At 70.1% G+C, this 24,494-nt stretch carries 25 protein-coding genes; 11 read left to right on the top strand and 14 right to left on the bottom strand.

Annotation, left to right across the window (positions count from 1 at the left end):
- Positions 1 to 248: 248 nt before the first annotated feature.
- The gene (locus ACX9MN_RS21660; protein WP_489725389.1) at positions 249 to 374 is read right to left on the bottom strand and encodes a hypothetical protein; all 126 of its coding nucleotides are present in this window, start codon (positions 372 to 374) and stop codon (positions 249 to 251) included.
- Positions 375 to 533: 159 nt separating this feature from the next.
- Here ACX9MN_RS21660 and ACX9MN_RS21655 point away from each other — a divergent pair, with 159 nt between their 5' ends.
- The 4 genes from ACX9MN_RS21655 (at position 534) to ACX9MN_RS21640 (ending at position 2,587) form a co-directional block, all read left to right on the top strand.
- A complete protein-coding gene (locus ACX9MN_RS21655; RefSeq protein ID WP_489725388.1) occupies positions 534 to 755 on the top strand; it encodes a hypothetical protein in 222 nt (73 codons plus the stop codon).
- Positions 756 to 832: 77 nt separating this feature from the next.
- The gene (locus ACX9MN_RS21650; RefSeq protein ID WP_489725387.1) at positions 833 to 1,141 is read left to right on the top strand and encodes a hypothetical protein; all 309 of its coding nucleotides are present in this window, start codon (positions 833 to 835) and stop codon (positions 1,139 to 1,141) included.
- A 92-nt stretch (positions 1,142 to 1,233) separates the two neighbouring features.
- A protein-coding gene (locus ACX9MN_RS21645) for an IS630 family transposase (RefSeq protein ID WP_100250497.1) occupies positions 1,234 to 2,177 on the top strand; the annotation gives its coding sequence in 2 pieces (ribosomal slippage) (positions 1,234 to 1,570 and positions 1,570 to 2,177; 945 coding nt in all).
- A gap of 164 nt (positions 2,178 to 2,341) precedes the next feature.
- On the top strand, positions 2,342 to 2,587 hold the full coding sequence (locus ACX9MN_RS21640) for a hypothetical protein (RefSeq protein WP_489725386.1): 246 nt from the start codon (positions 2,342 to 2,344) through the stop codon (positions 2,585 to 2,587).
- A gap of 9 nt (positions 2,588 to 2,596) precedes the next feature.
- Here the strand turns inward: ACX9MN_RS21640 and ACX9MN_RS21635 are convergent, their stop codons facing one another.
- The 3 genes from ACX9MN_RS21635 to ACX9MN_RS21625 all read right to left on the bottom strand — a co-directional run bounded on the left by ACX9MN_RS21635 (position 2,597) and on the right by ACX9MN_RS21625 (position 4,621).
- The gene (locus ACX9MN_RS21635; protein WP_489725385.1) at positions 2,597 to 2,830 is read right to left on the bottom strand and encodes a hypothetical protein; all 234 of its coding nucleotides are present in this window, start codon (positions 2,828 to 2,830) and stop codon (positions 2,597 to 2,599) included.
- Positions 2,831 to 2,893: 63 nt separating this feature from the next.
- Positions 2,894 to 3,634: a class I SAM-dependent methyltransferase gene (locus ACX9MN_RS21630; RefSeq protein ID WP_489725384.1), complete on the bottom strand. Its 741-nt coding sequence runs from the start codon at positions 3,632 to 3,634 to the stop codon at positions 2,894 to 2,896.
- Between the two features lie 669 nt (positions 3,635 to 4,303).
- Positions 4,304 to 4,621 carry a GCG_CRPN prefix-to-repeats domain-containing protein gene (locus tag ACX9MN_RS21625; protein WP_170855074.1) on the bottom strand — a complete coding sequence of 106 codons (318 nt, stop codon included), beginning with the start codon at positions 4,619 to 4,621 and terminating at the stop codon, positions 4,304 to 4,306.
- 364 nt (positions 4,622 to 4,985) lie between these two features.
- On the opposite strand from ACX9MN_RS21625, the gene ACX9MN_RS21620 reads away from it, so the two are divergent.
- Complete coding sequence (locus tag ACX9MN_RS21620) at positions 4,986 to 5,948, top strand: phytanoyl-CoA dioxygenase family protein (protein WP_489725383.1); 963 nt, start codon at positions 4,986 to 4,988, stop codon at positions 5,946 to 5,948.
- Positions 5,949 to 5,984: 36 nt separating this feature from the next.
- On the opposite strand, the gene ACX9MN_RS21615 is transcribed toward ACX9MN_RS21620, so the two are convergent.
- From ACX9MN_RS21615 to ACX9MN_RS21605, 3 genes are all read right to left on the bottom strand, one after another.
- Entirely contained in the window at positions 5,985 to 6,908 is a 924-nt protein-coding gene (locus ACX9MN_RS21615) for an alpha/beta fold hydrolase (protein ID WP_489725382.1), read from the bottom strand.
- A complete protein-coding gene (locus ACX9MN_RS21610) occupies positions 6,909 to 7,922 on the bottom strand; it encodes an SDR family oxidoreductase (protein ID WP_056531553.1) in 1,014 nt (337 codons plus the stop codon).
- Positions 7,923 to 8,047: 125 nt separating this feature from the next.
- Positions 8,048 to 9,478 (bottom strand): mannose-1-phosphate guanylyltransferase/mannose-6-phosphate isomerase, encoded by a 1,431-nt coding sequence (locus ACX9MN_RS21605; RefSeq protein WP_100250603.1) that lies wholly within the window; start codon positions 9,476 to 9,478, stop codon positions 8,048 to 8,050.
- A 190-nt stretch (positions 9,479 to 9,668) separates the two neighbouring features.
- Here ACX9MN_RS21605 and selA point away from each other — a divergent pair, with 190 nt between their 5' ends.
- Positions 9,669 to 11,123 (top strand): L-seryl-tRNA(Sec) selenium transferase, encoded by a 1,455-nt coding sequence (gene selA, locus ACX9MN_RS21600; RefSeq protein WP_489725381.1) that lies wholly within the window; start codon positions 9,669 to 9,671, stop codon positions 11,121 to 11,123.
- Between the two features lie 123 nt (positions 11,124 to 11,246).
- A complete protein-coding gene (locus tag ACX9MN_RS21595; RefSeq protein ID WP_020090750.1) occupies positions 11,247 to 11,717 on the top strand; it encodes a MarR family winged helix-turn-helix transcriptional regulator in 471 nt (156 codons plus the stop codon).
- A 21-nt stretch (positions 11,718 to 11,738) separates the two neighbouring features.
- On the opposite strand, the gene ACX9MN_RS21590 is transcribed toward ACX9MN_RS21595, so the two are convergent.
- A complete protein-coding gene (locus tag ACX9MN_RS21590) occupies positions 11,739 to 13,109 on the bottom strand; it encodes a pentapeptide repeat-containing protein (protein ID WP_489725380.1) in 1,371 nt (456 codons plus the stop codon).
- A gap of 45 nt (positions 13,110 to 13,154) precedes the next feature.
- Positions 13,155 to 15,473 carry an FdhF/YdeP family oxidoreductase gene (locus ACX9MN_RS21585; RefSeq protein WP_489725379.1) on the bottom strand — a complete coding sequence of 773 codons (2,319 nt, stop codon included), beginning with the start codon at positions 15,471 to 15,473 and terminating at the stop codon, positions 13,155 to 13,157.
- Between the two features lie 156 nt (positions 15,474 to 15,629).
- Here ACX9MN_RS21585 and ACX9MN_RS21580 point away from each other — a divergent pair, with 156 nt between their 5' ends.
- Positions 15,630 to 15,803: a metallothionein gene (locus ACX9MN_RS21580; RefSeq protein WP_020090747.1), complete on the top strand. Its 174-nt coding sequence runs from the start codon at positions 15,630 to 15,632 to the stop codon at positions 15,801 to 15,803.
- Between the two features lie 153 nt (positions 15,804 to 15,956).
- Here the strand turns inward: ACX9MN_RS21580 and ACX9MN_RS21575 are convergent, their stop codons facing one another.
- The gene (locus ACX9MN_RS21575; protein WP_489725378.1) at positions 15,957 to 16,244 is read right to left on the bottom strand and encodes an MTH1187 family thiamine-binding protein; all 288 of its coding nucleotides are present in this window, start codon (positions 16,242 to 16,244) and stop codon (positions 15,957 to 15,959) included.
- Between the two features lie 110 nt (positions 16,245 to 16,354).
- Positions 16,355 to 17,257: a LysR family transcriptional regulator gene (locus tag ACX9MN_RS21570; RefSeq protein WP_091926555.1), complete on the bottom strand. Its 903-nt coding sequence runs from the start codon at positions 17,255 to 17,257 to the stop codon at positions 16,355 to 16,357.
- 107 nt (positions 17,258 to 17,364) lie between these two features.
- Here ACX9MN_RS21570 and kdgD point away from each other — a divergent pair, with 107 nt between their 5' ends.
- The 3 genes from kdgD (at position 17,365) to gudD (ending at position 21,177) form a co-directional block, all read left to right on the top strand.
- On the top strand, positions 17,365 to 18,279 hold the full coding sequence (kdgD, locus tag ACX9MN_RS21565; protein WP_482958855.1) for a 5-dehydro-4-deoxyglucarate dehydratase: 915 nt from the start codon (positions 17,365 to 17,367) through the stop codon (positions 18,277 to 18,279).
- Positions 18,280 to 18,377: 98 nt separating this feature from the next.
- A complete protein-coding gene (locus ACX9MN_RS21560; RefSeq protein ID WP_091926556.1) occupies positions 18,378 to 19,733 on the top strand; it encodes an MFS transporter in 1,356 nt (451 codons plus the stop codon).
- A 94-nt stretch (positions 19,734 to 19,827) separates the two neighbouring features.
- Positions 19,828 to 21,177, top strand: a complete 1,350-nt coding sequence (gene gudD / locus ACX9MN_RS21555) for a glucarate dehydratase (RefSeq protein WP_489725377.1) — start codon at positions 19,828 to 19,830, stop codon at positions 21,175 to 21,177.
- 22 nt (positions 21,178 to 21,199) lie between these two features.
- Here gudD and ACX9MN_RS21550 read toward each other — a convergent pair whose 3' ends face one another.
- From ACX9MN_RS21550 to ACX9MN_RS21540, 3 genes are read right to left on the bottom strand one after another with little or no spacing between them, the layout of a single operon-like run.
- Positions 21,200 to 22,741: an amidohydrolase family protein gene (locus tag ACX9MN_RS21550; RefSeq protein ID WP_489725376.1), complete on the bottom strand. Its 1,542-nt coding sequence runs from the start codon at positions 22,739 to 22,741 to the stop codon at positions 21,200 to 21,202.
- A gap of 27 nt (positions 22,742 to 22,768) precedes the next feature.
- Positions 22,769 to 23,575 (bottom strand): ABC transporter ATP-binding protein, encoded by an 807-nt coding sequence (locus tag ACX9MN_RS21545; RefSeq protein WP_489725375.1) that lies wholly within the window; start codon positions 23,573 to 23,575, stop codon positions 22,769 to 22,771.
- Positions 23,565 to 24,494 (bottom strand): ABC transporter permease, encoded by a 930-nt coding sequence (locus ACX9MN_RS21540; RefSeq protein WP_489725374.1) that lies wholly within the window; start codon positions 24,492 to 24,494, stop codon positions 23,565 to 23,567. Before ACX9MN_RS21540 ends, ACX9MN_RS21545 begins: the two co-directional genes overlap by 11 nt.

Here is a 24,494-nt window from a genome sequence, read left to right as displayed (position 1 = left end):
AACCGGAACACGGGCGGAACAGGTCTCCGGTTATTCTCCGGAAACGAGGGCCCGAAAGGGCCTCGGAAGACCCTCTAAGGCTCTTTCCTCCTCTGCCGGCGCTCTAAGGCTTGGGAACGCCAATCCTTTACACGGAGAGGGTCGGGGGTTCGAGTCCCTCACCGCCCACCAAGATTGTTTCTCGTTTTCCGTTGTTTGCTGATGTGAGGCCGGCGAATTCCGGCCTCAACAGCCGTTCTGACGGCACCTTACGGCACCGTGGTTCCGGCTAGGCCGCGGCCCAAAGGAGAGGACGTGAAGACGCCGCCGGCGGTCGACGGCTCGAGCGCCTCGGTCATCTTCTGGCCGTCGCGCTTGCGCTGCTGCGCCTCCACGGCCCGGTCCTAGGACACGCCGAGCCGAACCGAGCTGGTGCGCCTCAAGGGCGAGATGAAGGCGCTGGAAAAGGTCTCCGTCCAGAGGAAATGCGGGATCCAGTTCGAGCGGCAGGCTGCCCGCTGACCGGCTTGGCGGGGCGTGCTAACCTAAGCCGCATGCCCCGCTGGCTTCAATTCGCCCTCGGCCTCGTCACGCTGATCGCGCTCGCCGCGGGCATCGTGCGTACGCTCGTGCGTCACATGCCGGACGCGGTCGCATCGTGGCTCGGGCCGTGGGCTTACGAGGCGTTGATCCTGCTGCTGGCCGTCAGCGTCGTGGCGATCATCGTGCGGGCCGCCCAGGGTTATCGCTCTCCTCGATCTGATATGGTGCGGTAATGCTCCGCCGGCTCGCGATCCTCCTCCCTTTGCTCGTCTCCACGGTCGCGCACGCTGCGGGCCCCGGAGCCAGGGCGGTGGGCACCTTCGAGCACCAGGAGGACGGCTACGAGCAGGGCGTCGAGGTGAAGGCCGCGGGCGCAGCCGGCTTCACGGCCCAGTTCTCAACGGGAACCAAGGGCTGCGGCGGTGAGGTGACGATGAAAGGGCGGCCGACCGGACCCGACACGGTCGTCTTCAGCAAAACCGACGGTGGGCAAACCTGCCGGATCACCGTCCGCTACGCTTCGGATTTCCGGTCCGTCGTCCTGGAAGAACAGGGCTGCACGATGTGGCACGGCGCCTCGTGTGAGTTCCAAGGGACGTTGAAGCGAACGGGACGCTAGAGCGTTTTCGGTTTGGGCTGAGTCGGCTTGGTGGGGTTCACGCGGCGCTGGGAGGCTGATTCACTCAGGCCGGTCGACAGCCGGAGTGATGCATGGGCCGCCCCTACAGCTTGGACCTGCGCGAGCGGGTGGTGACCGCGGCTGCGGCGACCTCGCGCCGTCAGGCGGCCGCCCGCTTCGGGGTCGGCCAAGCAACCGCGATCCGCTGGATGGCGGCGCTCGCCGCGACTGGGACGGTGGCCGCCCGGCCGCAGGGGCGTGCCCGCCGCTCCAAGCTCGACCCGTACGAGACGTTCCTGCGTACGCTGATCGACGAGACGGTCGACATCACCCTGGAGGAGATGCGCGCCCGGTTGCAGGACGAGCATGGCCTCACCGTCGGGCTCGGCACGTTGTGGGCCTTCCTCGACGCGCGCGACCTGACGTACAAAAAAAGACGGCCCACGCCGCAGAGCAGGATCGGCCGGACGTGAAGGCCGCCCGGGAAGCGTGGTTCGAGAGCCAGCCCGATCTCGACCCGGACCGGCTGGTGTTCCTCGACGAGACGTGGACCGCCACCAACATGGCCCGCACCCGCGGGCGCTGTCCCCGCGGCCAGCGGCTGCGCTCCCCCGTCCCGCACGGTCATTGGAAGACCACGACCCTGGTGGCGGGCCTGCGCCTGTCCGGGATCGCCGCGCCGTTCGTGCTCGACGGGCCGATCAACCGCGACGCCTTCCAAGTCTACGTCGATCAGGTCCTGGTGCCCGAACTCGCACCCGGGGACATCGTGATCATGGACAATCTCGGCAGCCACAAAGGCCCGGCCGTGCGCGCGGCGATCGAGGCGGCGGGCGCGCGGCTCCTGTTCCTCCCGCCCTACTCGCCGGACTTCAATCCGATCGAGATGGCGTTCTCGAAGTTGAAGGCGGGGCTGCGCAAGGCCGCGGCGCGCACGCGCGAAGGGCTCTGGACCACAATCGGGCGGCTCGTCGATGCCGTTACGCCCGACGAGGCCGCAAACTTCTTCGTCGCGGCAGGATACGACCCCGATTAAACCGAAACCGCTCTAGCTGCCCCGCCACGATGCGGCGCGCCTGTGGAGGCACCGATAAATCTGGCGAAGGCGAATATCAGTACTAGGACACAATTAGAGAGTGGGCCTGTTGCAAAAACAGGAGGATCTTCGGATGCTTCGCCCTGATTCGAGGGCGGGCTCGCGTGTCGATGGCGTTCAATCAGATTTTATTTTCGATTTTTGTGTATCTAGGTGCCGCTATTTGCGGGGCAGTGGTGGGTGGAATACTGGGTTTTCTCGTCGGTGCTTGGTATGTTGACATCATGAAGGTAACTCAGCGCGAAGGCACGGCCGGCTATATGGTCGTTTTGCTTTTCACGCCAATCGGGGCGTCCTTGGGAGCCGTTGCTGCCCTCGTCGCGCTGATCATTCGTCGTCACTATTATTGATGAGTTCAATCAGGCATTGTCGGGCGCCGACTCGACCTGGCTGAACTGCCGCGCGCACTGCGCCACACCTTCGCGACGGGGGGCATGAGGGCGGGCGTGCCGTTCGGCAAGGTTGCTCGAGCGCTCGGCACCAACGAGCAGGTCGTGGAGCAGGTTTATGGCCACCACCTCCCGGAGCATCTGCGCGGCGTTGTGGAGACCGTGTCTCGGGGTGGTCGGGCGGAAGGCAGACAGGAACTCCATCGAAAAGCGACACAGGATCATGCACATAAGTGCAGAATAACAACCTTGATTACGGCTTAAATATTACTTTGGCCGCGCTTTTATCACATGTTGAACTGAAAAAAGGGCGGGCGCGATCCTGCAGAGCTGGCCGAGCACAAAACTTTTCTGATCTTGAGGGAGAAAGCGAAAGGGCGTGTAGCGGTATACGCCCATCCAGCCACCCGCGGCGCCGCGAATATCTTCAACTTCATATCCCGCCGCCTCGAACAAACGACGTACACTCCTGCGCGTGAACCATCGGAGATGTGTGGCATCCATTATCCCGGTCGGCTTGTAGTTAAAATTTCCAAATAATAATTGCGCTCTTACGGTCCAATGCGCAACATTTGGAATAGAGGCCAGCACGCGACCATCTGGCGCCAGCGAATTTTTTACTTCTCTCAACATTTCTGCTGGGTCTACAAGATGCTCTAAAACATCTGCAAATAAGATGTAGTCAAATTTCTCGTTTCTCTGTGCGAAAGCTTGATCATAAACACCAGTGATGACATTTAATCCTTCTGTGCGCGCTTGCTCGGCTCTCTCGGGATGAGGCTCAACGCCAACTACATCAAGCGAGAGAGCGTCTCTCAGTGTGGATGTGATCGTCCCTGTTCCGCATCCGACATCTAATAGCTTTTTGTTTTTTTTCATAAACGAAATCAATAATCCCGTGCTTTCGTATCGATTATTGTTTCTGCTGTTATACCTCAGAGAAGAAACATTTTGTTTGCTGAGTCCGGCGACGGCCTCTCGAGTATGTGTCATGTTCGGAAGCTCCATTCTGTCGCCTGCGTTGTTATAGGCATTTTCGGAATCGGCTTAGAGCCGATCCGTCAGCAGATTTTGATGCTCAAAATATGGAAAAATCAGCATTGATGAGTGACAAATAAACAAACAACAGTCAAGAAGTCAGAGGTCCGCCAATAGGGTTTTTCCAATCGTCCATAGGTCTATGCGAGAGCTTGCCGACAAGCTGGCCGAGATCCGCGCCGGGGTCGCGCAGTTGGAACGGACTGCGGCGATCGCGACGTGCCGGGAGGTCGGGTGCGATATACGGCGCGCCGGCGGGCGCAATGCGGCCGGCGGCGTCAGGTGCTGTTCCGCGCTCGACAGCGTCTGTACCCGGTGCGGCGATAGAGACGATGGCGACAAGGCCGAAGCCGTCGAGCGACAAGCCGGGTGCGACGACCGCGTGACCCGTTACGGGCCGACATGGGTGCGCTGTAGAACACAGGGGGGATCCGACGAACCGGCCCGGAACAGGTCTCCGGATATTTTCCGGAAACGAAGGCCCGACGGGGCTCCGGATGGCCCGCTACGTTTTTTTCCTGTGCCGTCGCTCTACGGCCTGGGAACGCCAATCCTTCCACGGAGAGGGTCAGGAGTTCGAGTCCCTCACCGCCCGCCGGCGCTCCGGCGCCGGCCTCCGTCGACGGTGAGGGCGGGCGGCTACCGGTAGCCGCCGTTCGGCAGCCGTCCGTGATACGGCGTGTTGCGGCAATGGCCCCACGGTCCGCGCCAGTAGCCGGGCGGGCAGCCGTTCCCCGCTCGCACCTGATACCAGCCGCCGGGCAGCGGACCGACATAGGGCGTGCTGCGGCAGTGGCCCCAGGGGCCGCGCCAGGCGCCCGGCCCACATCCCCCCGCCACGAGCGTGATCGGCGCCGCGAGGCCCGGATCGGCCACGACCGGCATCGCCTGCGCGGCCGAGACCGGCAGCGCCGCCAGGGCTACGGCCGCGGCAGCTTTCGTTAAGATATTCATCATCACTCTCCGGGAAATCGGTCCGTATTGATCGCCCCGATCTTTCACAGAACTCATCAATACCCCCCGCGGATGCATTAAATATCGGCCATGAAATAAAATGGTTCCGGAAATGCGATCAATCCGATGCATTGGCGCGGCGCTTCCGCGCCGGCATCGCCCGTCAGCGGGAGCGCCGCTGGCGACCGGCAGCCGCGTCCGGCCCCGGAAAGAGCTGCAACCGGAAATCTCAACCGGAGGTGGTTCATGATGAAGCTGAAGGCAAATGCCTGAGGCCGTGACGCTCAGTCATACCTAAGAATCGGTACTGTAAGCCTCGGAATAGACGTGAGCATCTTCGCGGAATCACTTCGAAGCGGAGGGTGCGATGCCAGTCACGATTCCGGATCGCCTGGGGCTCGGCGTCGCCGATGCCGGGAACGGCCTCTCCGCCCGCGCGGCCGAGGCACGGTCGCGGCTCGTCCGCTGGATCGTGGGTAATCGCGCGGCGGCGCGCGTCCCGACGCGGATCCTGACCGACGACGAGATCGCCTCGTTCCGGCGCGACGGGTTCGTCACCGTCCCGGCGATCACCACCGCCGAGGAGCTCGACACCCTGCGCGGCGCCTATGACCGTCTGTTCGAGGAGGCGCGGGGCTGGAAGGACGGGAGCCTGTTCGACCTCGTCGACGTCGACCGCGGCGCCAGCGAGGCGCGCTCGCCCCAACTCCTCAACCCGTCCCGCTTCGAGCCGCTGCTCCGGGACATCCTGTTCCGGGCCAACGCCCTGGCCATGTCGCGCCAGCTCCTGGGGAACCGCGCGGCCCTCGTCTTCGAGCACGCGATCCGCAAGCCGCCGAAGATCGGCGCCGCCACCGCGTGGCACCAGGACGAGGCGTTCTACGCCGCCTACACGAATTACCGGGCGATCACGGTCTGGATGCCCCTGCAGGACGTCTCGCCGGAGAACGGCTGCATGCTCTACGTCCCGGGCAGCCACCGGGAGCCGCTCCTCCCCCATCGCAGCATCGGCGGCGACCCGCGGATCCACGGGCTCGAGGCCCTCGGCGTTCCGGTGGAGCGCGCGGTCCCGTGTCCGCTCCCGGCGGGCGGCGCCACCTTCCACGATTGCCGGACCCTGCACTGCGCCGGGCCGAATCTCAGCGCCGGACCGCGGCGCGCCTATGCCCTCGGCTTCGGGGTCCGCGCGCCGGAGCACACGCTCCGCCACGAGCATCCCTGGAACGCCGAGAAGCGCACGCTGCGGCAGGAGCGCGAGCGGCAGGCTCGCGGCGGGCTGGCCCGATTGAAGGCGGGCGCCAAGCAGCAGATCAAGGCGCTCATCCGCTGAGGGAGGCCCCGCCCGCGGGGCTCGTGACCGGGTCCGTCAGGCCTCCGACCGCACCGCCAGGGCCGCGCGCACGACCGCGTCGGTCTGCAGGTGGTGCAGCATGTGGCCGGCCCCCGGAAGGGACTCGAACCGCGCCCCCGGGATCAGGCCGGCCGCGCGCCGGGCGTGCAACTCGGTGTTCACCACCAGGTCGGCGCTGCCGCCCAGGATACGGGTGGGCCGGCGCAGGGACGGGTAGCCGAGGACGCTGCGCGCGAGCCCCGGCCAGAGCCAGCCCGCATCCTCGCCCTCGGCGGTGATCTGCGCCGGGCGACCCGCGAGGGCGAAGGGGAAGTCCCGCGCGAAGCGCGCCGGCATCGCCTCGGGGAAGAACATCGCGTTCCACAGGAGCGGGAGCAGCGCCCGGTCGCTGCTGGCGCCCAGGAACGCCGACAGCGCGTCGCCGCCGAAGGGCAGCGCCCGCGGCCCGAACAGCACCTGCTCCAGCCGCGGCTCGGGGAAGCAGATCGGCGCGAGGGCGACGATGCCGGCCACCTCGTCCGGATGGAGCATGCCGTAGGCGAGGGCGACGGCGCCCCCGAACGAGTGGCCCAGGATGACCGGGCGCTCCAGGCCGAGGCGCCGCACCGCCTCCCGGATGGACGCCGCCTGGTCCCAGATGTCGGCGCCCCCGCCGCGCGGTCGGCGGCTGAAGCCGTGGCCCGGGCGGTCGACGGCGACCACGCGGAAATGCTCGGCCAGAGCCGGCACGGGCCCGAGCCAGACGTCCTCCAGGCACATCAGCGTGCCGTGGATCGCCACGAGGTCCGGCCCGGCGCCGGTCTCCGCGTAGGCGATCGTCCGGTCGTCGGCCAGGGACACGATCCGGCGCGGCACGATCCGGGGATCGGCCTCGGTGCCGGTCCCGGCCTCCCGCGTCGGTCGGGCAGGGCCGGGCAGGGTCTCCGTCGCGACAGCCACTTACAGGCGCCGCCGGCGCCCGGACGAGGTGCCGAGCACCGCGAAGGCCGTGGCCGCGCCGACGCCGAGGAGGCCGGCCGCCGCCGCGAGGGGGTGCAGGGTCGCGCGGGTATAGGCGCTGGTCCGCATGACCGGGACGGGCGGGTCGCCCCGCGTCTCGCCCGCCGAGACCGGCGCGTGCAGCGCGCCGTCCGGGTTGCGGGGCGCGCTCCGGCGCTTCTGGAGCGCGATGATGGCCGGGCCGAGATAGTCGTAGGCGCCGGGCGCGAATTCTTTGCCGGCCACGAAGGCCTTGCCGGCCCCGCCCACGAAGATGTCGCGCTGCGGGTGGACGGCCGCGTGCAGGATGGCGTTCGCCACCTCCTCCGGCGGGTAGATCGGCGGCGGCAGGCTCGGCTCGCGGTCCATGTAGTTGCGCGCCCGCTGGGGCAGGGGGGTGTCGATCGAGGCTGGCTTGATCAGCGTCACCGAGATCGGCGCGTTCTCGTCCATCAGTTCCATGCGCAGGGCGTCGGTGAAGCCCTTCACGGCGTGTTTCGAGGCCGCGTACATGCCCTGGAACGGGAAGGCGAGGTCGGAGGCGATGCTGCCGACGTTGATGAGGGCGCCGCCGTGTTGGCGCAGGTGCTCGGTCGCCACGAGGGAGCCGTAGACGGTCCCCCAGAAATTCGTCTGGATCAGGCGCTCGTGGTCGGCGTCGCTGATCTCGCGCAGCCGGCCGTAGATCGAGCCGCCGGCCACGTTCACCCAGGTGTCGAAGCCGCCGAAGGTCGCCTCGGCCCGGTCGGCGACCGCCTGCACGTCGGCCCGCCGGCCGACATCGGCGACGACGTCGATCGCCTTGCCGCCGACGCCCTCGATCTCGGCGCGGATGCGCGCCAGGGCGTCGCCGCTGCGCGCCGCCAGCACCACCCGGGCGCCGCGCTCGGCCGCCATCCGGGCCGTTGCGAGACCGATGCCCGACGAGGCGCCGGTGATCACGATGACCTGCTCGCGGAGCGGCTTGTGCTTCATGCGTTATCCCCGACGCTGCGGCGCGGCCGCACGGGAACGGCCACACGCTAGGCTATCGATCGGGGTGGCCGCATGTTCCGGGCGCGCCTGCGGGTGATCGGGTCGCAGGCTGCCCGGCCGGGCGCTCAGCGCCCGTAAATATCCTCGACGCGAATGATGTCGTCCTCGCCGGTGTAGGAGCCGACCTGGACCTCGATCAACTCCAGCGGGATCTTGCCGGGGTTGGCCAGCCGGTGCATCGAGCCGATCGGCAGGTAGACCGCCTCGTTCTCGTGGACAAGCACCACCCGCTCGTCGATCGTGACCTCGGCGGTGCCGCGCACCACCACCCAGTGCTCCGCCCGGTGGTAGTGCTTCTGCAGCGACAGCCGCCCGCCCGGCACCACCTGGATCCGCTTCACCTGGAAGCGCTCGCCGAGGTCGATGCGCTGGTACCAGCCCCAGGGCCGATACATCCGCAGGTGCGCGTCCGCCTCCGGGGCGCCCTGCGCCCGCAGGGCGCCGACCAGCTCCTTCACCTTGCCCGAATGCGCCTTGGAGGCCACCAGCACCGCGTCGGGGGTCGAGACCACCACGACGTCCTCCAGGCCCACCACCGCGGTCAGGCCCTCGCCCTGGCTGTGCACGAGGCTGTTCTTCGTGCCGATCAGCGACACCCGGCCGCGCACGGCGTTGCCGGCCTCGTCGTGGTCCAGCACCTGCCAGACCGCGTCCCAGGTGCCGACATCCGACCACGCGAACGACACCGGCAGCACGCCGGCCCGGGCGGTCCGCTCCATCACCGCGTAGTCGATCGAGATCTTGGGCGCCTGGGCGAAGGCCGCCGCGTCGAGGCGCACGAAGTCGAGGTCGGTCACCGCCGCCTCCAGGGCCGCGCGCGCGGCCGCCAGCACCTCGGGGACGAACGCCTCCAGCTCGGCCAGCATCAGGTCGGCGCGGAACAGGAAGTAGCCCGAGTTCCACAGGGCGCCGTCGGTGATCAGCGCCTCGGCGCCGGCTTGGGTAGGCTTCTCGACGAAGCGGGCGACGCGGGCCGCGCCCGGGGCCTCGGCGATCGGCTCGCCGCGGCGGATGTAGCCGTAATCGGTGGCCGGCCGGTCGGGCTCGATGCCGAGCGTCATCGTGTAGCCGGCCTGGGCGCCGGCGGCCGCGCGCCGCACGGCGTCGACGAAGGCCGCCGTGTCGGGCACGACGTGGTCGGCGGCCATGATCAGCACCACGGCCTGCGGGTCGCTGGCGGCGGCGTGCAGCGCCGCGACCGCCACGGCGGCGGCGGAGTCGCGGCCCTGCGGCTCGAGCAGGATGTCGGCGGAGAGACCGAGCTGGTCGCGCTGCTCGGCGACGATGAAGCGGGCCTCGGCCGAGGCGATGACGGTGGGCGTGGCGAAGACCGTGGCGTCCGACACCCGCGCCAGCGTCGCCTGGAAGGTCGAGCGCTCGGCGTCGACCAGCCGGGCGAACTGCTTGGGCATGCTCTCCCGCGAGGCCGGCCACAGCCGCGTCCCCGTCCCCCCGCACAGGATCATCGGGTGGATCTGGATCGAAGGTCGGGACATGGTGACGTCTCCCGAGAGGGCTCGGCGGGGTCGGCGCGGCCGAGCCCGCCCCGCGCGGGTGCGATGGACTCTCGGGCGCCGATTTCAGGATCTGCCCTTACCGTCGGGCCGGGACCGGAACAACCTGCGCGCATTATCCGCGCGTCGACGGGCTGGCTCCGTGCACCGGGATGGTTATCTCTGGCCTGCCATGAACGCGCCCGTCCCCACCCAGCAGGCCGACGACCCGGCGCCGTCCCCGCGCCGGATTCCCGCGGTGGAGCGCCTCGTCGGCGGCGCGCCGCCGGCGGACCTCGACGCCTACGGGCGGACGGCCTTCACGGACGCGATCCGGGCGGTGCTGGCCGAGATCCGGGCCGGGGGCGGCCCCGTCCCGGACGCGGAGTCGATCCGGGCCGCGGCGTCGGCGCGGCTCGCTGCCGAGCGGCGCCCGTCGCTGCGGCCGGTCTTCAACCTGACCGGGACGGTGCTGCACACCAATCTCGGCCGCGCCCTGCTGCCCCGCTCGGCCGCGGAGGCGGTGGCCGCCGTGATGGTGCAGGCGAGCAACCTCGAGTTCGATCTCGAGACCGGCGCCCGCGGCGAGCGGGACGACCATGTCGAGGCCCTGATCTGCCGCCTGACCGGCGCCGAGGCCGCGGTCGTCGTCAACAACAACGCGGCCGCGGTGCTGCTGGTGCTGAACGCGCTCGCCATGCGCAAGGAGGTGGTGGTCTCTCGCGGCGAGCTCGTGGAGATCGGCGGCTCGTTCCGGGTGCCCGACGTGATGGTGCGGGCCGGCTGCCGCCTGCGCGAGGTCGGCACCACCAACCGCACCCACCTGCGCGACTACGCGGAGGCCCTCGGACCCCGCACCGGCCTCGTGATGAAGGTGCATCCGAGCAACTACGCCATCGCGGGCTTCACCGCGGCGGCCGATCCCGTGGCCCTCCACGCCCTCTGCCGGGAGCGCGGCGTGCCGCTGGCGGACGATCTCGGCAGCGGCAGCCTCGTCGACCTCGCGGCCTACGGGCTGCCCCCCGAGCCCACCATCCGCGCGGCCCTGGAGCGGGCCGACGTCGTCACCTTCAGCGGCGACAAGCTGCTCGGCGCGGTCCAGTGCGGCATCGTGGCCGGCCGGAAGGACCTGATCGCCCGCGTGCGAAAGAATCCGCTGAAGCGGGCCCTGCGCGTCGACAAGATGACCTACGCGGCCCTCGAGGCCGTGCTGCGGCTCTACCTGCACCCGGAGCGGCTGCGCGCGGAGCTCCCGACCCTGCGGCTCCTCACCCGCGACCGCGACAGCATCGCCGCCCAGGCCGAGCGCCTCGCCCCCGCAGTGGCGGAGCGGCTCGCCGGCCGCGCCGCGGTCACGGTCGCCGAGTGCATCAGCCAGATCGGATCCGGAGCATTGCCGGTGGAGACGCTGCCCAGCGCCGCCCTGGTCCTGACGCCGGCCTCGGCGGGCAGCCGCGGGGCGGGCGGGCGGTGCCGGCGGCTCGCCGAGGAGTTGCGCCGGCTCCCCGTGCCGATGATCGGCCGGATCAGCGACGAGGCCGTCCGCCTCGATCTCCGGACGCTCGAGGACGAGGCCGGCTTCCTCGACAGCCTGGCGGCGCTCCCGCCCGTCGCGGGCGGGGGACGAACACCGAGACGAACCCCATAGGGTTGTTAAGAGAACGGGCCGGACGACCGGAGCTTGCGCGCCGGTATCCCGTGTTATGGTATGGTGACGAACCCGCGGTCGCGGTCGAGAATGGCGGTGCGTGGACCGCGATGGGCAAACGATATGGCGTATATTGCCGATACGGCTGAGGCGCAGCCGGAGACGGATCCGCTGCTTCTCGATAATCAGCTCTGCTACGCGCTCTATGCTGCCGCGCATCGGATGACCAAGTCGTACCGGCCGCTGCTCGAGCGGCTCGGACTGACCTATCCGCAATATCTGGTCCTGCTGGTGCTCTGGGAACAGGACGGCGTCACGGTCTCGGAGATCGGCCGGCGCCTGCGCCTCGATTCCGGCACGCTGACACCGGTGCTCAAGCGCCTGGAGAGCGCGGGCTTCCTGCTCCGGACCCGGCGCCAGTCGGACGAGCGCGAGGTCGAGATCGCCCTGACGCCAGAAGGCGCCGCCCTGCGCGCCGACGCGGTCTCGGTCCGCGAGAGCGTGATGTGCCAGCTCGAACTCAGCGAGCCGGAGATCCGCGCCCTGCGCAAGGATCTGAGCCTCGTCATCGAGCGGCTCAGCGTGAACGACTGAGCGGCCCGGACGCGATCGGGGTCACCGCCGCAGGCGGTTGCCGAGGACGAAGCCGTACAGCCCCATCAGGATGATGCCGACGCCGCCCTCGATGCCGACCAGCAGGTTGGTGACGCGGCCGGTGGGCTTCAGGCCGATCTCCGGCGGGTTCGCGGTCATCATGTTGAGCGCGCTGTAGCTCAGGAGATCGAGGGGATTGTAGGTCGGCCCGGCCTCCGGTCCCTCCACGATGAACAGGCCGCCCGTCAGGCCGAAGAGCCCGCCGAACAGCACGATCAGCAGCGCGAAGGCGCGGGCGATGCGCGACAGGCTCTCGCCGTAATCGCACAGCCACTCGACGAAGCGGTCGGCGGTCCAGCGATAGCCGTGCCGCAGTAATCCGGACCAGTCCCGATCGGACCAGGCGGCGCGGGCCTGCTGACCGGCGTGGAACCGGCCCATCCGGCGGCCGCGCTTGTAGGCCCAGCTCGCCGCGTCGTGGCTGCCGATGCTCTTCCAGTTCTGCTCCAGGGCGAGGTAGCTGGCCTGGGCGGCGTCGTAGGCGCCGGCCACCTCCTCGCCGACCGCGCCGCCGAGCTGCTCCACGCTCATCCGCGTGCCGTTCAGCCACGCGCCGGCGAAGCGCGCGTGCCGCAGCCGGCAGGTCGCGAGGTTGAGCCGCACGAGGTCGGTGTCGGAGAGATCCGCCCCCGAGAGATCGGCGCCGTCGAGCTTCGCGCCGGTGAAGTGCGCGCCCCGCAGCCGCGAGCCGGCGAGGCTCGCCTTGGTCAGGCTGGCCTCGGCGAAATCCGCGTGGGTCAGGTTGGCGTCGGCGAGCTTGGCCTCGTCGAGCCGCGCCCCGCGGAAGACCGTGTCGTCCGCGTCCGCCCCGGAGAAATCCGCGCCCCACAGATCGGCGCCGGCGAAGTCGGTCCCGTCGAGCAGGGCGCCGGACAGGTCGGCGAAGCGCATCGCGGCCTGGCCGAACCGGGCATCCTCCAGCATCGCCCCGGCGAACTTCACCTGCCCGGCGACGATGCCGGTGAAGTCCGCCCCCGAGAGATCGGCCTCCGACAGGTCGGCCGCCTCCAGGATCGCCCCGGTGAAGCGGGTCGAGCGCCCCACCGTGCCGGACAGGCTCGCCCCGCGCAGGTTCGCGCCGGAGAGATCGGCCTCCTCCATGCGGGCGCGGGACAGGTCCGCGCCGGCGAGCGCCAGGCCGCCGGATTCGGCGTCGGTGACGAGGCCGGCCTCCGGCACATCCGCGAGGGCGCCCGGCCCGGCGCTCAGCTGCGACAGGTCCGCGCCCGGCTCGCGCAGGGGCGCCCCGGCGGCGATCCGGCCGACGAGCGCGCGCAGCCGCGATTCCACCGGAGCGTCCGGTCGCGCGTCGGGAGGAGTCGCCTGGTCCATGGTCGTTCCTTGCCGGAAGGCGCGACCGGACGCCAGACGCTCCGCTCAGGGTGCGGCGGTCGCGGCCGTCACCCGCACGGTGATCGCCTTGGCGGCGGGAGTCTTGGACTGCTCGTCGTAGTGCCAGAGCGGCAGCAGGACGTTCAACTCCGGGTAGTATCCGGCGCAGTTGCCCTCGGGGATGTCGTAGGCGATCACCCGCAGCCCGCCGACGCGCCGCGTCACCTGGTCGTCCGCCTCGGTCGCCACGTCGACGCTGATCCCGTCCCTCAACCCCAGCCGCGCGATGTCCCGGCGGTTCATGAACAACACGTCCCGGGTGCCCTTCACCCCGCGGAAGCGGTCGTCGTAGCCGTAGACCGTGGTGTTGAACTGGTCGTTCGACCGCAGCGTGATCAGGTCGAGCACCTCCGGCCCGCGGTCAGGAAGGTCTGGATCGGCCTCAAGGCCCTCGGGGACCGCGAAATTCGCTTTGCCAGTCTCGGTCTCCCACTTGCGGTCGCGGGCGCCCAGCGGCTTCAGCAGGCCGCCCGGGTGGAACATGCGGCCGTTCAGGTCGTGGAACACGCTCGGATAGGTCGCCTCGATCGCGTCGCGCACACGGGCGTAGTCGGCGACCCAGGCATCCCAGTTGATGCGGGGATTGGTCGGCAGGGTCGCCTTGGCGATCTCCGCCACGATCCAGGGCTCGGAGCGCAGGTGCGGTCCGACCGGGTCGGCCACGCCCCGCGAGCCGTGGAACTGCGCGGTGGAGCTCTCCATCGATACGGCCTGCGGGCCGCTCGCCTGCCGGTCGATCTCGATCCGGCCGAGGCAGGGCAGGATGTAGGCGACGGCGCCGGACACGAGGTGCGAGCGGTTGAGCTTGGTCGAGATCTGCACGGTGAGCCGCTGCCGCCGCCAGGCCGGTTCCATCCGGGCGGTGTCGGGCACGGCCCGCAGGAAGTTGCCGCCGAGCCCGATGAACGCCTTCACACGCCCGTCGAGGACGCCCTCGCAGGTCTCGACGGTGTTGAGGCCCTTCTCCCGCGGCGGCTCGAAGCCGTAGAGTTCCCGCAGCTTGTCCAGCGGCGCCAGCTCCGGCTTCTCGGTGATGCCGACGGTGCGCTGGCCCTGCACGTTCGAGTGGCCCCGCACCGGGCAGATCCCGGCGCCGGGCTTCCCGATATTGCCGCGCAGCAGCAGCAGGTTCACGAGCATCCGGACGGTCTCGGTGCCCTTGCGGTGCTGGGTCAGTCCCATCCCGTAGATGCCGATCACCGCCTTCGCGCGGGCGTAGACCCCTGCGGCGGCCTCCAGGGCAGTCCGGGAGAGGCCGGAGCGCCGCTCCAGCGCGGCCCAGTCCTGACCGTCACAGAAGGCGACTAAGGTCTCGAAGCCGTGGGTGTGCTCGGCGATGAAGGCGTGGTCGAGCACCCGCGGCCGGCCAGCGGCTTCCGCGGCCCGGTCGAGGGCGATCAGCGCCTTGCACAGGCCGGTGAGCGCCGCGAGGTCGCCGCCGGCCTTCACCTGATGGTACTGCGTCGAGATCTTCGTGGACGAGCGGGTGAGCATCTCGACCGGCGATTGCGGGTCGGTGAAGCGCTCCAGCCCGCGCTCGCGCAGCGGGTTGAAGGTGATGATCTGCGCGCCCCGGCGCCGCGCCTCCTGGAGCGGGTGCAGCATCCGCGGCGAGTTCGACCCGACGTTCTGGCCGAAGAAGAAGATCAGGTCGGTGGTCTCGAAATCCTCCAGCAGCACCGTGCCGACCGGCGCGCCGATCGACTGCGGCAGCGCCACCGAGGTCGGCTCGTGGCACATGTTGGAGGAGTCGGGCAGGTTGTTGTTGCCGTAGAGCCGGGCGAGCAGGGCCCACATGTAGCTCGTCTCCAGCGACGCCCGACCGGAGGCGTAGAACACCACCGACCGCGGGTCCTGCGCGCGCAGCTCCTTCAGCTCACGGCCGATCTCGGCCAGGGCCTCCGCCCAGGCGACGGGCCGGTAGCGGTCTGTCGCCGGATCGTAGCGCATCGGGTGGGTCAGGCGGCCCTGCTCCTCCAGGGCGTAGTCGCTCCAACCGAGAAGCTCCGTCACCGTGTGCGCGGCGAAGAAGTCCGGCGTCGCGCGGCGGCGCGTCTGCTCCCAGGCCGTCGCCTTGGCGCCGTTCTCGCAATACTCGAACGCCAGCGGCTTGGCGGGCTTCGCCCAGGCGCAGGAGGTGCACATGTAGCCGTCCGGCTTGTTCTGCTTGAGCAGCATCGCCGACCCGGTGACCGGTACGCCCTCGCGGGTCAGGATCTCGACGAGGGAGCGGGCCGAGCCCCAGCCGCCCGCAGGCCCGTCATAGGGCTCGATCCGGACGTCGTCGGTGTTCTGATCGGCCATGGCGCCCTCCACCCGGCGCAGCGAGCACCGGACCTGGGGAACGCGCGAGCGGGCGAATGGGATCACGGGCGCGTCACCGCGCCCGGAGAAGGGTTTCCTCGCCGCCGCAGCGGCTCTAACGTCGACATGCGGACTGTCCCGCCGGAGGAGGAAATCATGGCCAGCGTCGACGTCGAGATGGTGAAGTGCGCCTGCCAGGACTGCGTCTGCGTGATCCCGGTCGCCAAGGCCGTGTCGCGGGACGGCAAGGCCTATTGCTGCGACGACTGCGCGAACGGCCACAAGGATCACGCCGGCTGCGAGCACGCCGGCTGCGCCTGCCACGGCTAGGGCTTCTCTCGTTCGCTTCGCGACGGTCCGGAGGACGCGTCAACGGTCGAGCCAGCCGCGACGCGCCCCCTCTCCCGCACGAGCGGGGACCCGCACCTCATTCGGCGCGGGTTCGGAGAACGACCCCGGGATGACGCGCCGCGGCGGTCGCGGTCAGGAGACCGCGGCGAGCTTGTCGGCCATCGACTGGTCCTTGTCGCGGCGCGTCGAGAAGATCAGCGTGAAGAAGGTCCGCTGGACGCCGAGCTCGGTGAGCCTCGCCTCGCACCGCTCCGCCAGCGCGCAGATCTCCGACAGCTCGCCCTCGATGTTCGTGCCGTTGGGATGCATCGTGGCGGTGAGGCCGCTCGACTCTATGATCCCCTTGATCTCGCGGACGTAGGGCGAGACCGACGGGCCGACGCCCATCGGCACGATGCAGAGGTCGGCCGAAACTTTCATGGTGCCTGCCTGATCCGGGAGGGGCGGCCCCGGCCGGCTGCGCGACCGGAAGCGGGGCGAGCGGGCAGCCTATCGCCGGCCGCACCGACTTTCCAGGCCGGCGCCGGCGGTCACGCCTCGCCGGTCTCCAGCGCCGCCGCCCGCACCGAGGGCAGGCAGGGATTGGCGTTGTCGCTGCGCCACGCGAGCCACAGCTCCGGCCCGGTCGTGGCCGGCAGGGCGATCGGCCGGAGCCGGATGTCGGCCATGCTGTTGCCCCGGGCGCTGCCCGGCACCAGCGCGACGCCGATGCCGGCGCCGACGAGGGCCAGCATCGCGTGGACCTGGTTCACCCGCTGCACGATCCGCGGCTGCACGCCCCCGGCCTCGAACAGACGGTCGAGCAGGTCGATGAAGTAGCGCCCGCCCCGGGGTGACCACGTCACGAAGGCCTCGCCGTCGAGGTCCCGCAGGGTCGGGGCGCGCGCCGCCGCGAGGCGGTGCCCGCGCGGGACCGCGAGCAGGAGCCGCTCGCGCGCCAGCGGCGCGGTGGCGATCGCGGATTTCGGATCCTGCAGGACCGGGGCCGGCCGCAGGATCGCGAGATCGGTGCGGTTCTCGCCCAGCGCCAGGATCTGCTCGTCCGAGACCATCTCCTCCAGCACGAGGTCGACCTCGGGCAGCGTCCGGCGGACATGGGCGACGACCTGCGGCAGCGTCCGGTAGGCCGAGGCGGCGGTGAAGCTGAGGCGCAGCACCCCGCTCTCGCCCCGCGCGGCGCGCCGCGTGATGCGCGCGGCGTTCTCGGCCGCCGCCAGCACCCGGTAAGCCTCGGCCAGGAAGGTGCGGCCCGCCGGGGTCAGGCGCACCGCCCGGGTTGTCCGCTCCAGCAGCGTCACGCCCAGCGTCTGCTCCAGCATCTGGATCTGCCGCGACAGGGGCGACTGGGTCAGGTGCAGCCGGGCCGCGGCCCGGCCGAAATGCATCTCCTCGGCGACGGCGACGAAACTGCGGGCATGGCCGAGATCGAACATTGATGCAGGATCCGGGATAATCCAGCCAAAATCAACGTTGGACGCATTTAACGCCGGCGCCTAACCCCGGACGCGACACCGAACGGTGCGTTCCAGGGAGAGAATCGATGGCGAGCATGACCCCGGCCGAGATGGCGCGCGTGCTGGGCTCCGGCCTGCTGTCCTTCCCGGTCACGCATTTCCGCGACGATCTCAGCTTCGACGAGACCGCCTACCGGGACAATCTCGGGCGGCTGGCCGACTACAGGGTTTCGGGCCTGTTCGCCGCCGGCGGCACCGGCGAGTTCTTCTCGCTGACGCCCGTCGAGATCGACCGCGTCCTGCGCGCCGCGGTCGAGGAGACCCGCGGCCGGACCCCGGTGATCGCCCCCGCCGGCCAGGGTACCGCCCTGGCGGTCGAGATGGCCCGGGCCGCCGAGGCCGCCGGCGCGGACGGGATCCTGCTGCTGCCGCCCTACCTCGTCGGCTCCGAGCAGGCCGGTCTCGCCGCCCATGTCGAGGCGGTCTGCCGCGCGACCTCGCTCGGCGTCATCGTCTACAACCGCGCCAACGCCCAGCTCAACGAGCAGACGCTCGCCGGCCTGTGCGAGCGCTGCCCGAACCTCGTCGGCTTCAAGGACGGCGTCGGCGACGTCGAGCTGATGACTCGGGTCTACGCCGCTCTGGGCGACCGCCTGACCTATGTGGGCGGCCTGCCCACCGCCGAGACCTTCGCGCTGCCGTACCTGGAGATGGGCGTCACCACCTACTCCTCGGCGATCTTCAACTTCCTGCCCGAATGGGCGCTGTCCTTCTACGACAGCGTCCGCCGCCGGGACCGCGACGCGGTCTACCGGGAGCTGCGCGACTTCGTCCTCCCCTACATCGCGATCCGCAACCGCAAGCGCGGCTACGCGGTCTCGATCGTCAAGGCGGGCATGAGCGCCGTCGGCCGCCACGCCGGCCCGGTCCGGCCGCCGCTGACCGAGCTCGACGCGGCCGAGCGCGCCGAGCTGACGGCCCTGATCGGCGACCGCCGCTGAGCCCCCGCCTCGACACCCAAGATAGACCCGCCGAGCCAACGGCGGCCACGACCCGCCTCCCGGATCAACCGGGCGGCGACGAGCCTGGGAGAACGTCCATGAGTGCCAGTTCGACCGGCGCGCCGAGCACCCTGCTCGCCGCCGCCGACGCGGGTCGCCGCACCCGCGTCCGCCTGCTGATCGTCGCGATGCTGTTCGCCGCGACCACCATCAACTACGCCGACCGCGCGACCATCTCGATCGCCGGCCCCGACATGGCCAAGGAACTCGGCCTCTCGCCGGTTCAGATGGGCTACGTCTTCTCGGCCTTCGCGTGGTCCTACGTCCTCGCCCAGATCCCGGGCGGCTGGCTCCTCGACCGCTACAGCGTCAAGTGGGTCTACGCCGCCGCCGTCGCCCTCTGGTCGGCCTTCACGCTGGTCCAGGGCGCCGTCGGCTTCTTCACCGGCCTGACCGCCGTGGTGCTGCTCTTCGCCCTGCGGCTCGCCGTCGGCCTCACCGAGGCGCCGGTCTTCCCCGCCAACGCCCGGATCGTCGCCGCGTGGTTCCCGACCCGCGAGCGCGGCATGGCCTCGGCGTTCTTCAACTCGGCGCAGTACTTCGCCACGGTGCTGTTCACGCCGCTGATGGCGTGGATCGTCCACAACTTCGGCTGGCACCACGTCTTCACCAGCATGGGCCTGCTCGGCATCGCTTTCGCGGTCCTCTGGCTGCGCGTGGTCGACAGCCCGAAGAACCACCCGTCGATGAACCAGGCGGAGCGGGACTACATCGAGGCCGGCGGCGCCCTGCTCGACATGGACGGCCAGAGCCGGAGCAAGCAGGGCGATGCCGGCCGGACGCTGCGCCAGCTGCTCGCCAACCGGATGCTGCTCGGCATCTATATCGGCCAGTACTGCATCACCGTGCTGACCTACTTCTTCCTGACGTGGTTCCCGGTCTACCTCGTCAAGGAGCGCGGCCTGTCGATCCTGCAGGCCGGCTTCGCGGCGGTGCTGCCTGCGCTCTGCGGCTTCATCGGCGGCATCCTCGGGGGCGTGATCTCCGACATGCTCCTGCGCCGCGGCTTCTCGCTGACGGCGGCCCGCAAGATCCCGATCGTGGGCGGCATGCTGCTGTCGATGAGCATCATCGGCTGCAACTACGTCCAGGCAGACGCCCTGGTGGTCGGCCTGATGGCGCTCGCCTTCTTCGGCAAGGGCATCGGCGCGCTCGGCTGGGCGGTCGTCGCCGACACCTCGCCCCGGGAGAGCGGCGGCCTCTCGGGCGGCCTGTTCAACACCTTCGGCAACACCGCCGGCATCACCACGCCGATCGCGATCGGCTACATCGTCCAGAGCACGGGCTCGTTCAACGGCGCCCTGGTCTTCGTCGGCCTGAACGCCCTCGTCGCCTGCTTCTGCTACCTCGTGGTGGTCGGCGAGATCCGCCGCGTCGAACTCAAGGCCCACTGACCCGCACGCCGGACCGGCCCCGGCCGGTCCGGCCCCGCAACGATCCCGCCTCGCGCCCGGCGCAGACCGGCCGGGGGCCCCCGAGGAGGACGCCATGCTGAACGACAGTCGCCACGCCGCCCGCCACACGCCGACCGTGACCGCCATGACGGTGGTGCCGGTGGCCGGCCACGACAGCATGCTGCTCAACCTCTCGGGCGCGCACGGCCCGTACTTCACCCGCAACCTCGTGATCCTGACCGACTCCACCGGCGCCACCGGCCTCGGCGAGGTTCCCGGCGGCGAGGGCATCCGCAAGACCCTGGAGGATGCCCGGGACCTCGTCGTCGGGCAGCCGCTCGGCGCCTGGAACGCGGTGCTCAACGCCATGCGGACGCGCTTCGCCGACCGCGACGTCGGCGGGCGCGGCCTGCAGACCTTCGACCTGCGCATCACCATCCACGCGGTCACAGCCGTCGAATCCGCCTTCCTCGACCTGCTCGGCCAGTACCTCGACGTGCCGGTCGCGGCGCTCCTGGGCGAGGGCCAGCAGCGCGACGCCGTCGAGATGCTGGGCTACCTGTTCTACGTCGGCGACCGCACCCGCACGGATCTCGATTACCGCGCGCCGACCGCCCGCGACGGCTGGTTCCGCCTGCGCGACGAGGAGGCGCTGACCCCCGAGGCCGTGGCCCGGCTCGCCGAGGCCGCCTACGACCAGTACGGCTTCAACGACTTCAAGCTGAAGGGCGGCGTCCTGCGCGGCGAGGAGGAGATCGCCGCCGTCACCGCGATCCACGAGCGCTTCCCCAAGGCCCGCGTGACGCTCGACCCGAACGGCGCGTGGTCCCTCGCGGAGGCGATCCGCCTCTGCAAGGGCCAGGGCCACGTCCTGGCCTACGCGGAGGATCCCTGCGGCGCCGAGGGCGGGTTCTCGGGCCGCGAGATCATGGCCGAGTTCCGCCGCGCCACCGGCCTGCCCACCGCCACCAACATGATCGCCACCGACTGGCGCCAGATGAACCACGCGATCCAGCTCGGCGCCGTCGACATCCCGCTGGCCGACCCGCATTTCTGGACGCTCGCCGGCTCGGTCCGGGTGGCTCAGCTGTGCCGCGACCACGGCCTGACCTGGGGCTCGCACTCGAACAACCACTTCGATGTGTCGCTCGCGATGTTCACCCACGTGGCCGCGGCGGCGCCCGGCAACGTCACGGCGATCGACACCCACTGGATCTGGCAGGACGGCGAGCGCCTGACCAAGGAGCCGCTGGCTATCCGCGGCGGCCTCGTGCGGGTGCCGGAGCGGCCGGGCCTCGGCATCGAGCTCGACATGTCGGCGGTGGAGGAGGCCCACGCCCTCTACCGCGACCACGGCCTCGGCGCCCGCGACGACGCGGCCGCCATGCAGTTCCTGATCCCCGGCTGGACCTTCGACAACAAGAAGCCCTGCCTGGTCCGCTGAAGCCCGGCCCGGGCTCGCGCCGTCAGACGCGCGAGCTCGGGCGGTAGAACGGCTCGTGCCGCGACGGGTCGATGTAGTCGGCGTAGAAGCGCCGCGCGTGGGGGAGCAGCGCCTTCGACAGCTGGCGCCGCTCGACCTCGTCGTCCGAGAGCGCCCGCGACAGGTCGTCGTGGAGCGCCTTCAGGGCGGCGTCGCGGTCGACCCGGGTGAAGCGGCCGTCCGCGTAGAGCACCTCACCCTCGCACAGAACTGCGGTGACGCCGCCGGTCTTGGCCCGCTGGATCACCGCGTCGAGGAGCGGCGTCTCCGGGTCGAGGTAGGGATAGGCGATCTGGTCCCAGTCGATCAGGACCATGTCGGCGCCCTTGCCGACCTCGATCGTGCCGAGACTGTCGCCGTAGGGCGTGGTGCGGGCGCCGCCGACGGTGGCCATGCGCAGCACCTGCGCCATGCTCGGCACGTCGGCCTCGTCCATGCCGGGAACCCGGTGGGCGCGCAGCACGAGGCGCATTTCCTGCAGCATGTCGCGGTCGTCGTTGATGCCGGCCTCATCGAGGCCGATCGCCGTGTTGATCCCCTTGGCCTCGAAGCGGTTGAGCGCCGCCACGCCGGAGCGCAGCCGGAAGTTCGACGAGCAATTGTGGCAGATGCAGGTGCCGGTCGCCGCGACCCGCTCGATGTCGGATTCGTTGAGCCAGACGCCGTGGCCGAGGGTCAGGCGGGGCCCGAGCATGCCGAACCGATCGAGGTATTCCAGGGCGGTGCCGCCGCCGCGCCTCTCCGCGTAGGCTTTCTGGTAGGCGGTCTCGACGAGGTGCATGTGCATCGGCACGTCGTAGGATTCGGACAGGCCGGCCAGCCCCTCAAGGGCTGCGTCCGAGCACCAGTGCAGGTTGGCGGGGGCGAGCTGGATCTTGGCCCGCGAGGCCCCGGCCTGGCCGCTATGCAGGCTGCGGAACAGGGAGAAATTGTCCTCCAGGGACATCTGGAAGCGCTCGAACCAGCGCTTCATCGGGTCCTGCAGCGGCGCCGGCAGGCTCGCCACGAAGTCCCTATCGGCCTGGTAGACGAGGCGGTTCTGGTCGCGGACCGCGAAGCAGTACGAGACCCGCATGCCGATGTCGCGGTAGGCCCGCAGCACCTCGTTGGAGCGCGCCTCGACCTCCTCCAGGCTGCCGGGCATCCAGCCGTGGATGTGCTGGACCGTGGTGATCCCGGAGCCGACCATCTCGAAGGCCGAGTACAGGGTGTCGAGGTAGAGGTTCAGGTTGCGCGTCACCATCCGGGTGACGAACCACAATTCGAGCGGCATGTCGGGGGAGCCGAGCTGCACCGGCGTCAGGCCGACATGGTGGTGGCCGTTGACGAAGCCCGGCAGCAGGATCTCGCGGCCCGAGCCGATCACGGGGGCATCGGGGTAGCGGGCGTGCAGGTCCGCGTAGGTGCCGACCGCCGCGATGACCCCGTCCTTCTGGAGGACCGCGCCGTCGGCGATCTCCTCCCAGCGGTCGTGATCGAGGGTGCGGGTGATCATCCGCCGGCTGCGGATCAGCGATGTGGCCATGGTCGTGTCCGTGTTGGGGGAGGGGGTTCAGACGAGCGCTTCCTGCTCGGCGAAGGCCCGGTCGACCTCGTCGCGCAGCAGCTCGGTGAGGTGCCGCCGCAGCGCCTCGGCCTCGGGCGAGAACGGGTCGCGCGGGCGGTCGAGGTCGTTGCGGACGATCGTCTTGATCCGCCCGGGCCGGGCGGTGAACACCACCACCCGGTCGGCGAGCGCCACCGCCTCGTCGATGTGGTGGGTCACGAACAGCACCGAGGCGCCGCTGTCGCGCCAGACGTCGAGCAGGAAGTCCTGCATCTTCTGGCGGGTCTGGACGTCGAGCGCGGCGAAGGGCTCGTCCATCAGCAGGACCTTCGGGCGCATGGCCAGCGCCCGGGCCACCGCCACCCGCTGGCGCATGCCGCCCGACAATTCGTCCGGCCGCTTGTCGAAGGCCTCGGCGAGGCCAACCCGCTGGAGCGCCGCGCGGGCGACGCTCCGGCGCTCGGCCTCGGGCACGCCCTTCAGCGACAGGCCGAAGCTGACGTTCTGCCAGACGCTGAGCCAGGGCAGCAGCGAGGTCTCCTGGAAGATCAGGCTCCGCTCCGGCGACGGGCCGGTGACCGGTTCGCCGAAGGCCAGGAGCTCGCCCCCGGAGGCGGCCTCGAGCCCGGCGATCAGGTAGAGCAGCGTGCTCTTCCCGCAGCCCGAGGGGCCGAGGAACACCACGAACTCGCCGGGCCGCACGGTCAGGTCGATGTCGCGCAGGGCCTCGTGGGCGCGGGCGGTGCCGGCCGCCCAGACCTTGGCGACGCCGCGGCACGAGACGGCATCGTCGGAGCGGGGGTCAGAGGCCAAGGGAGGCCCCCGTGTCGCGCGGCAGCCAGTACAGCAGCCGCCGCTGGACCAGCCGGAACAGCAGGTCGAAGGCGAAGCCGAGCAGGCCGATCAGCGTGATGGTGAAGAACACGAGCGACGGGTTGAAGGTGTTGCGTGCCAGCATGATCACCTGGCCGAGCCCGTAGCCGACACCGGTCGCCTCGGCGACGAGCACCACCATCCAGGCGCCGAACAGGTTGAGGCGCAGCACCGCGAGCAGACCCGGGAGGATCGCCGGCACGATCACCCGGGCGTAGATCTGGCGCTTCGACGCGCCCATGGTCCGGGCGACGTTGATGTAGTTCCGGTTGACCCCGTCGATCTGCTGGATGGTCGAGAGCACCATCGTGAAGAACAGGGCAATGAACACCATGAAGATCGCCGGGGCGTTGCCGATTCCGAACATGAAGATCGCGACCGGCAGCCACGCGATCGGCGAGACCGGCGCCAGGAGCGTGATCGTCGGCAGGGTCAGCCGCTCGAACAGCACGACGTAGCGGATCGCCACCCCGACGAGGATCGACAGGGAGGCCGCCAGGGCGAGGCCCGCCAGAACCCGGCCCGTGGAGGCGAGCACCGTGATCAGCACCGCCATGGCGGGGCTCGGGCCGGTATTCATCCGGGTGCCGATCTGCCAGCGCTGCGCGGTGTTGAAGAAGCGCGCCTGCTCGGCGAGGTTGCCGAGGAAGATGTGCGGCGGCGGCAGGAGCTTGGCGTCGGCGAGGCCGAGCGCCCAGAGCAGCTCCCAGAGGCCGGCGAAGCAGCCGACCGAGACCAGCATCCAGCCGGTCCGGCGGAGCAGGGGGACGAGCCCTTCGGGCAGCGCGAGGCGCTGACCGAGCGGGAGGCGCGGCCGGTCCTGCGGGACGGCGGCGGCGCGGGCGAGGAAGGTGGCCAT

It is taken from the genome of Methylobacterium sp. 1A (assembly GCF_058072805.1).
This window is presented reverse-complemented; position numbering and strand designations above follow the sequence as displayed.

Coding starts and splice junctions, on each gene's coding strand:
- ACX9MN_RS21625 (WP_170855074.1), bottom strand. CDS start 4,621: ATGATGAATATCTTAACGAAAGCTGCCGCGGCCGTAGCCCTGGCGGCG.
- ACX9MN_RS21630 (WP_489725384.1), bottom strand. CDS start 3,634: ATGGAGCTTCCGAACATGACACATACTCGAGAGGCCGTCGCCGGACTC.
- ACX9MN_RS21580 (WP_020090747.1), top strand. CDS start 15,630: ATGGCCAGCGTCGACGTCGAGATGGTGAAGTGCGCCTGCCAGGACTGC.
- ACX9MN_RS21595 (WP_020090750.1), top strand. CDS start 11,247: ATGGCGTATATTGCCGATACGGCTGAGGCGCAGCCGGAGACGGATCCG.
- kdgD (WP_482958855.1), top strand. CDS start 17,365: ATGGCGAGCATGACCCCGGCCGAGATGGCGCGCGTGCTGGGCTCCGGC.
- ACX9MN_RS21635 (WP_489725385.1), bottom strand. CDS start 2,830: ATGGAGTTCCTGTCTGCCTTCCGCCCGACCACCCCGAGACACGGTCTC.
- ACX9MN_RS21590 (WP_489725380.1), bottom strand. CDS start 13,109: ATGGACCAGGCGACTCCTCCCGACGCGCGACCGGACGCTCCGGTGGAA.
- ACX9MN_RS21610 (WP_056531553.1), bottom strand. CDS start 7,922: ATGAAGCACAAGCCGCTCCGCGAGCAGGTCATCGTGATCACCGGCGCC.
- ACX9MN_RS21605 (WP_100250603.1), bottom strand. CDS start 9,478: ATGTCCCGACCTTCGATCCAGATCCACCCGATGATCCTGTGCGGGGGG.
- ACX9MN_RS21585 (WP_489725379.1), bottom strand. CDS start 15,473: ATGGCCGATCAGAACACCGACGACGTCCGGATCGAGCCCTATGACGGG.
- ACX9MN_RS21620 (WP_489725383.1), top strand. CDS start 4,986: ATGCCAGTCACGATTCCGGATCGCCTGGGGCTCGGCGTCGCCGATGCC.
- gudD (WP_489725377.1), top strand. CDS start 19,828: ATGCTGAACGACAGTCGCCACGCCGCCCGCCACACGCCGACCGTGACC.
- ACX9MN_RS21655 (WP_489725388.1), top strand. CDS start 534: ATGCCCCGCTGGCTTCAATTCGCCCTCGGCCTCGTCACGCTGATCGCG.
- selA (WP_489725381.1), top strand. CDS start 9,669: ATGAACGCGCCCGTCCCCACCCAGCAGGCCGACGACCCGGCGCCGTCC.
- ACX9MN_RS21575 (WP_489725378.1), bottom strand. CDS start 16,244: ATGAAAGTTTCGGCCGACCTCTGCATCGTGCCGATGGGCGTCGGCCCG.
- ACX9MN_RS21560 (WP_091926556.1), top strand. CDS start 18,378: ATGAGTGCCAGTTCGACCGGCGCGCCGAGCACCCTGCTCGCCGCCGCC.
- ACX9MN_RS21550 (WP_489725376.1), bottom strand. CDS start 22,741: ATGGCCACATCGCTGATCCGCAGCCGGCGGATGATCACCCGCACCCTC.
- ACX9MN_RS21540 (WP_489725374.1), bottom strand. CDS start 24,494: ATGGCCACCTTCCTCGCCCGCGCCGCCGCCGTCCCGCAGGACCGGCCG.
- ACX9MN_RS21570 (WP_091926555.1), bottom strand. CDS start 17,257: ATGTTCGATCTCGGCCATGCCCGCAGTTTCGTCGCCGTCGCCGAGGAG.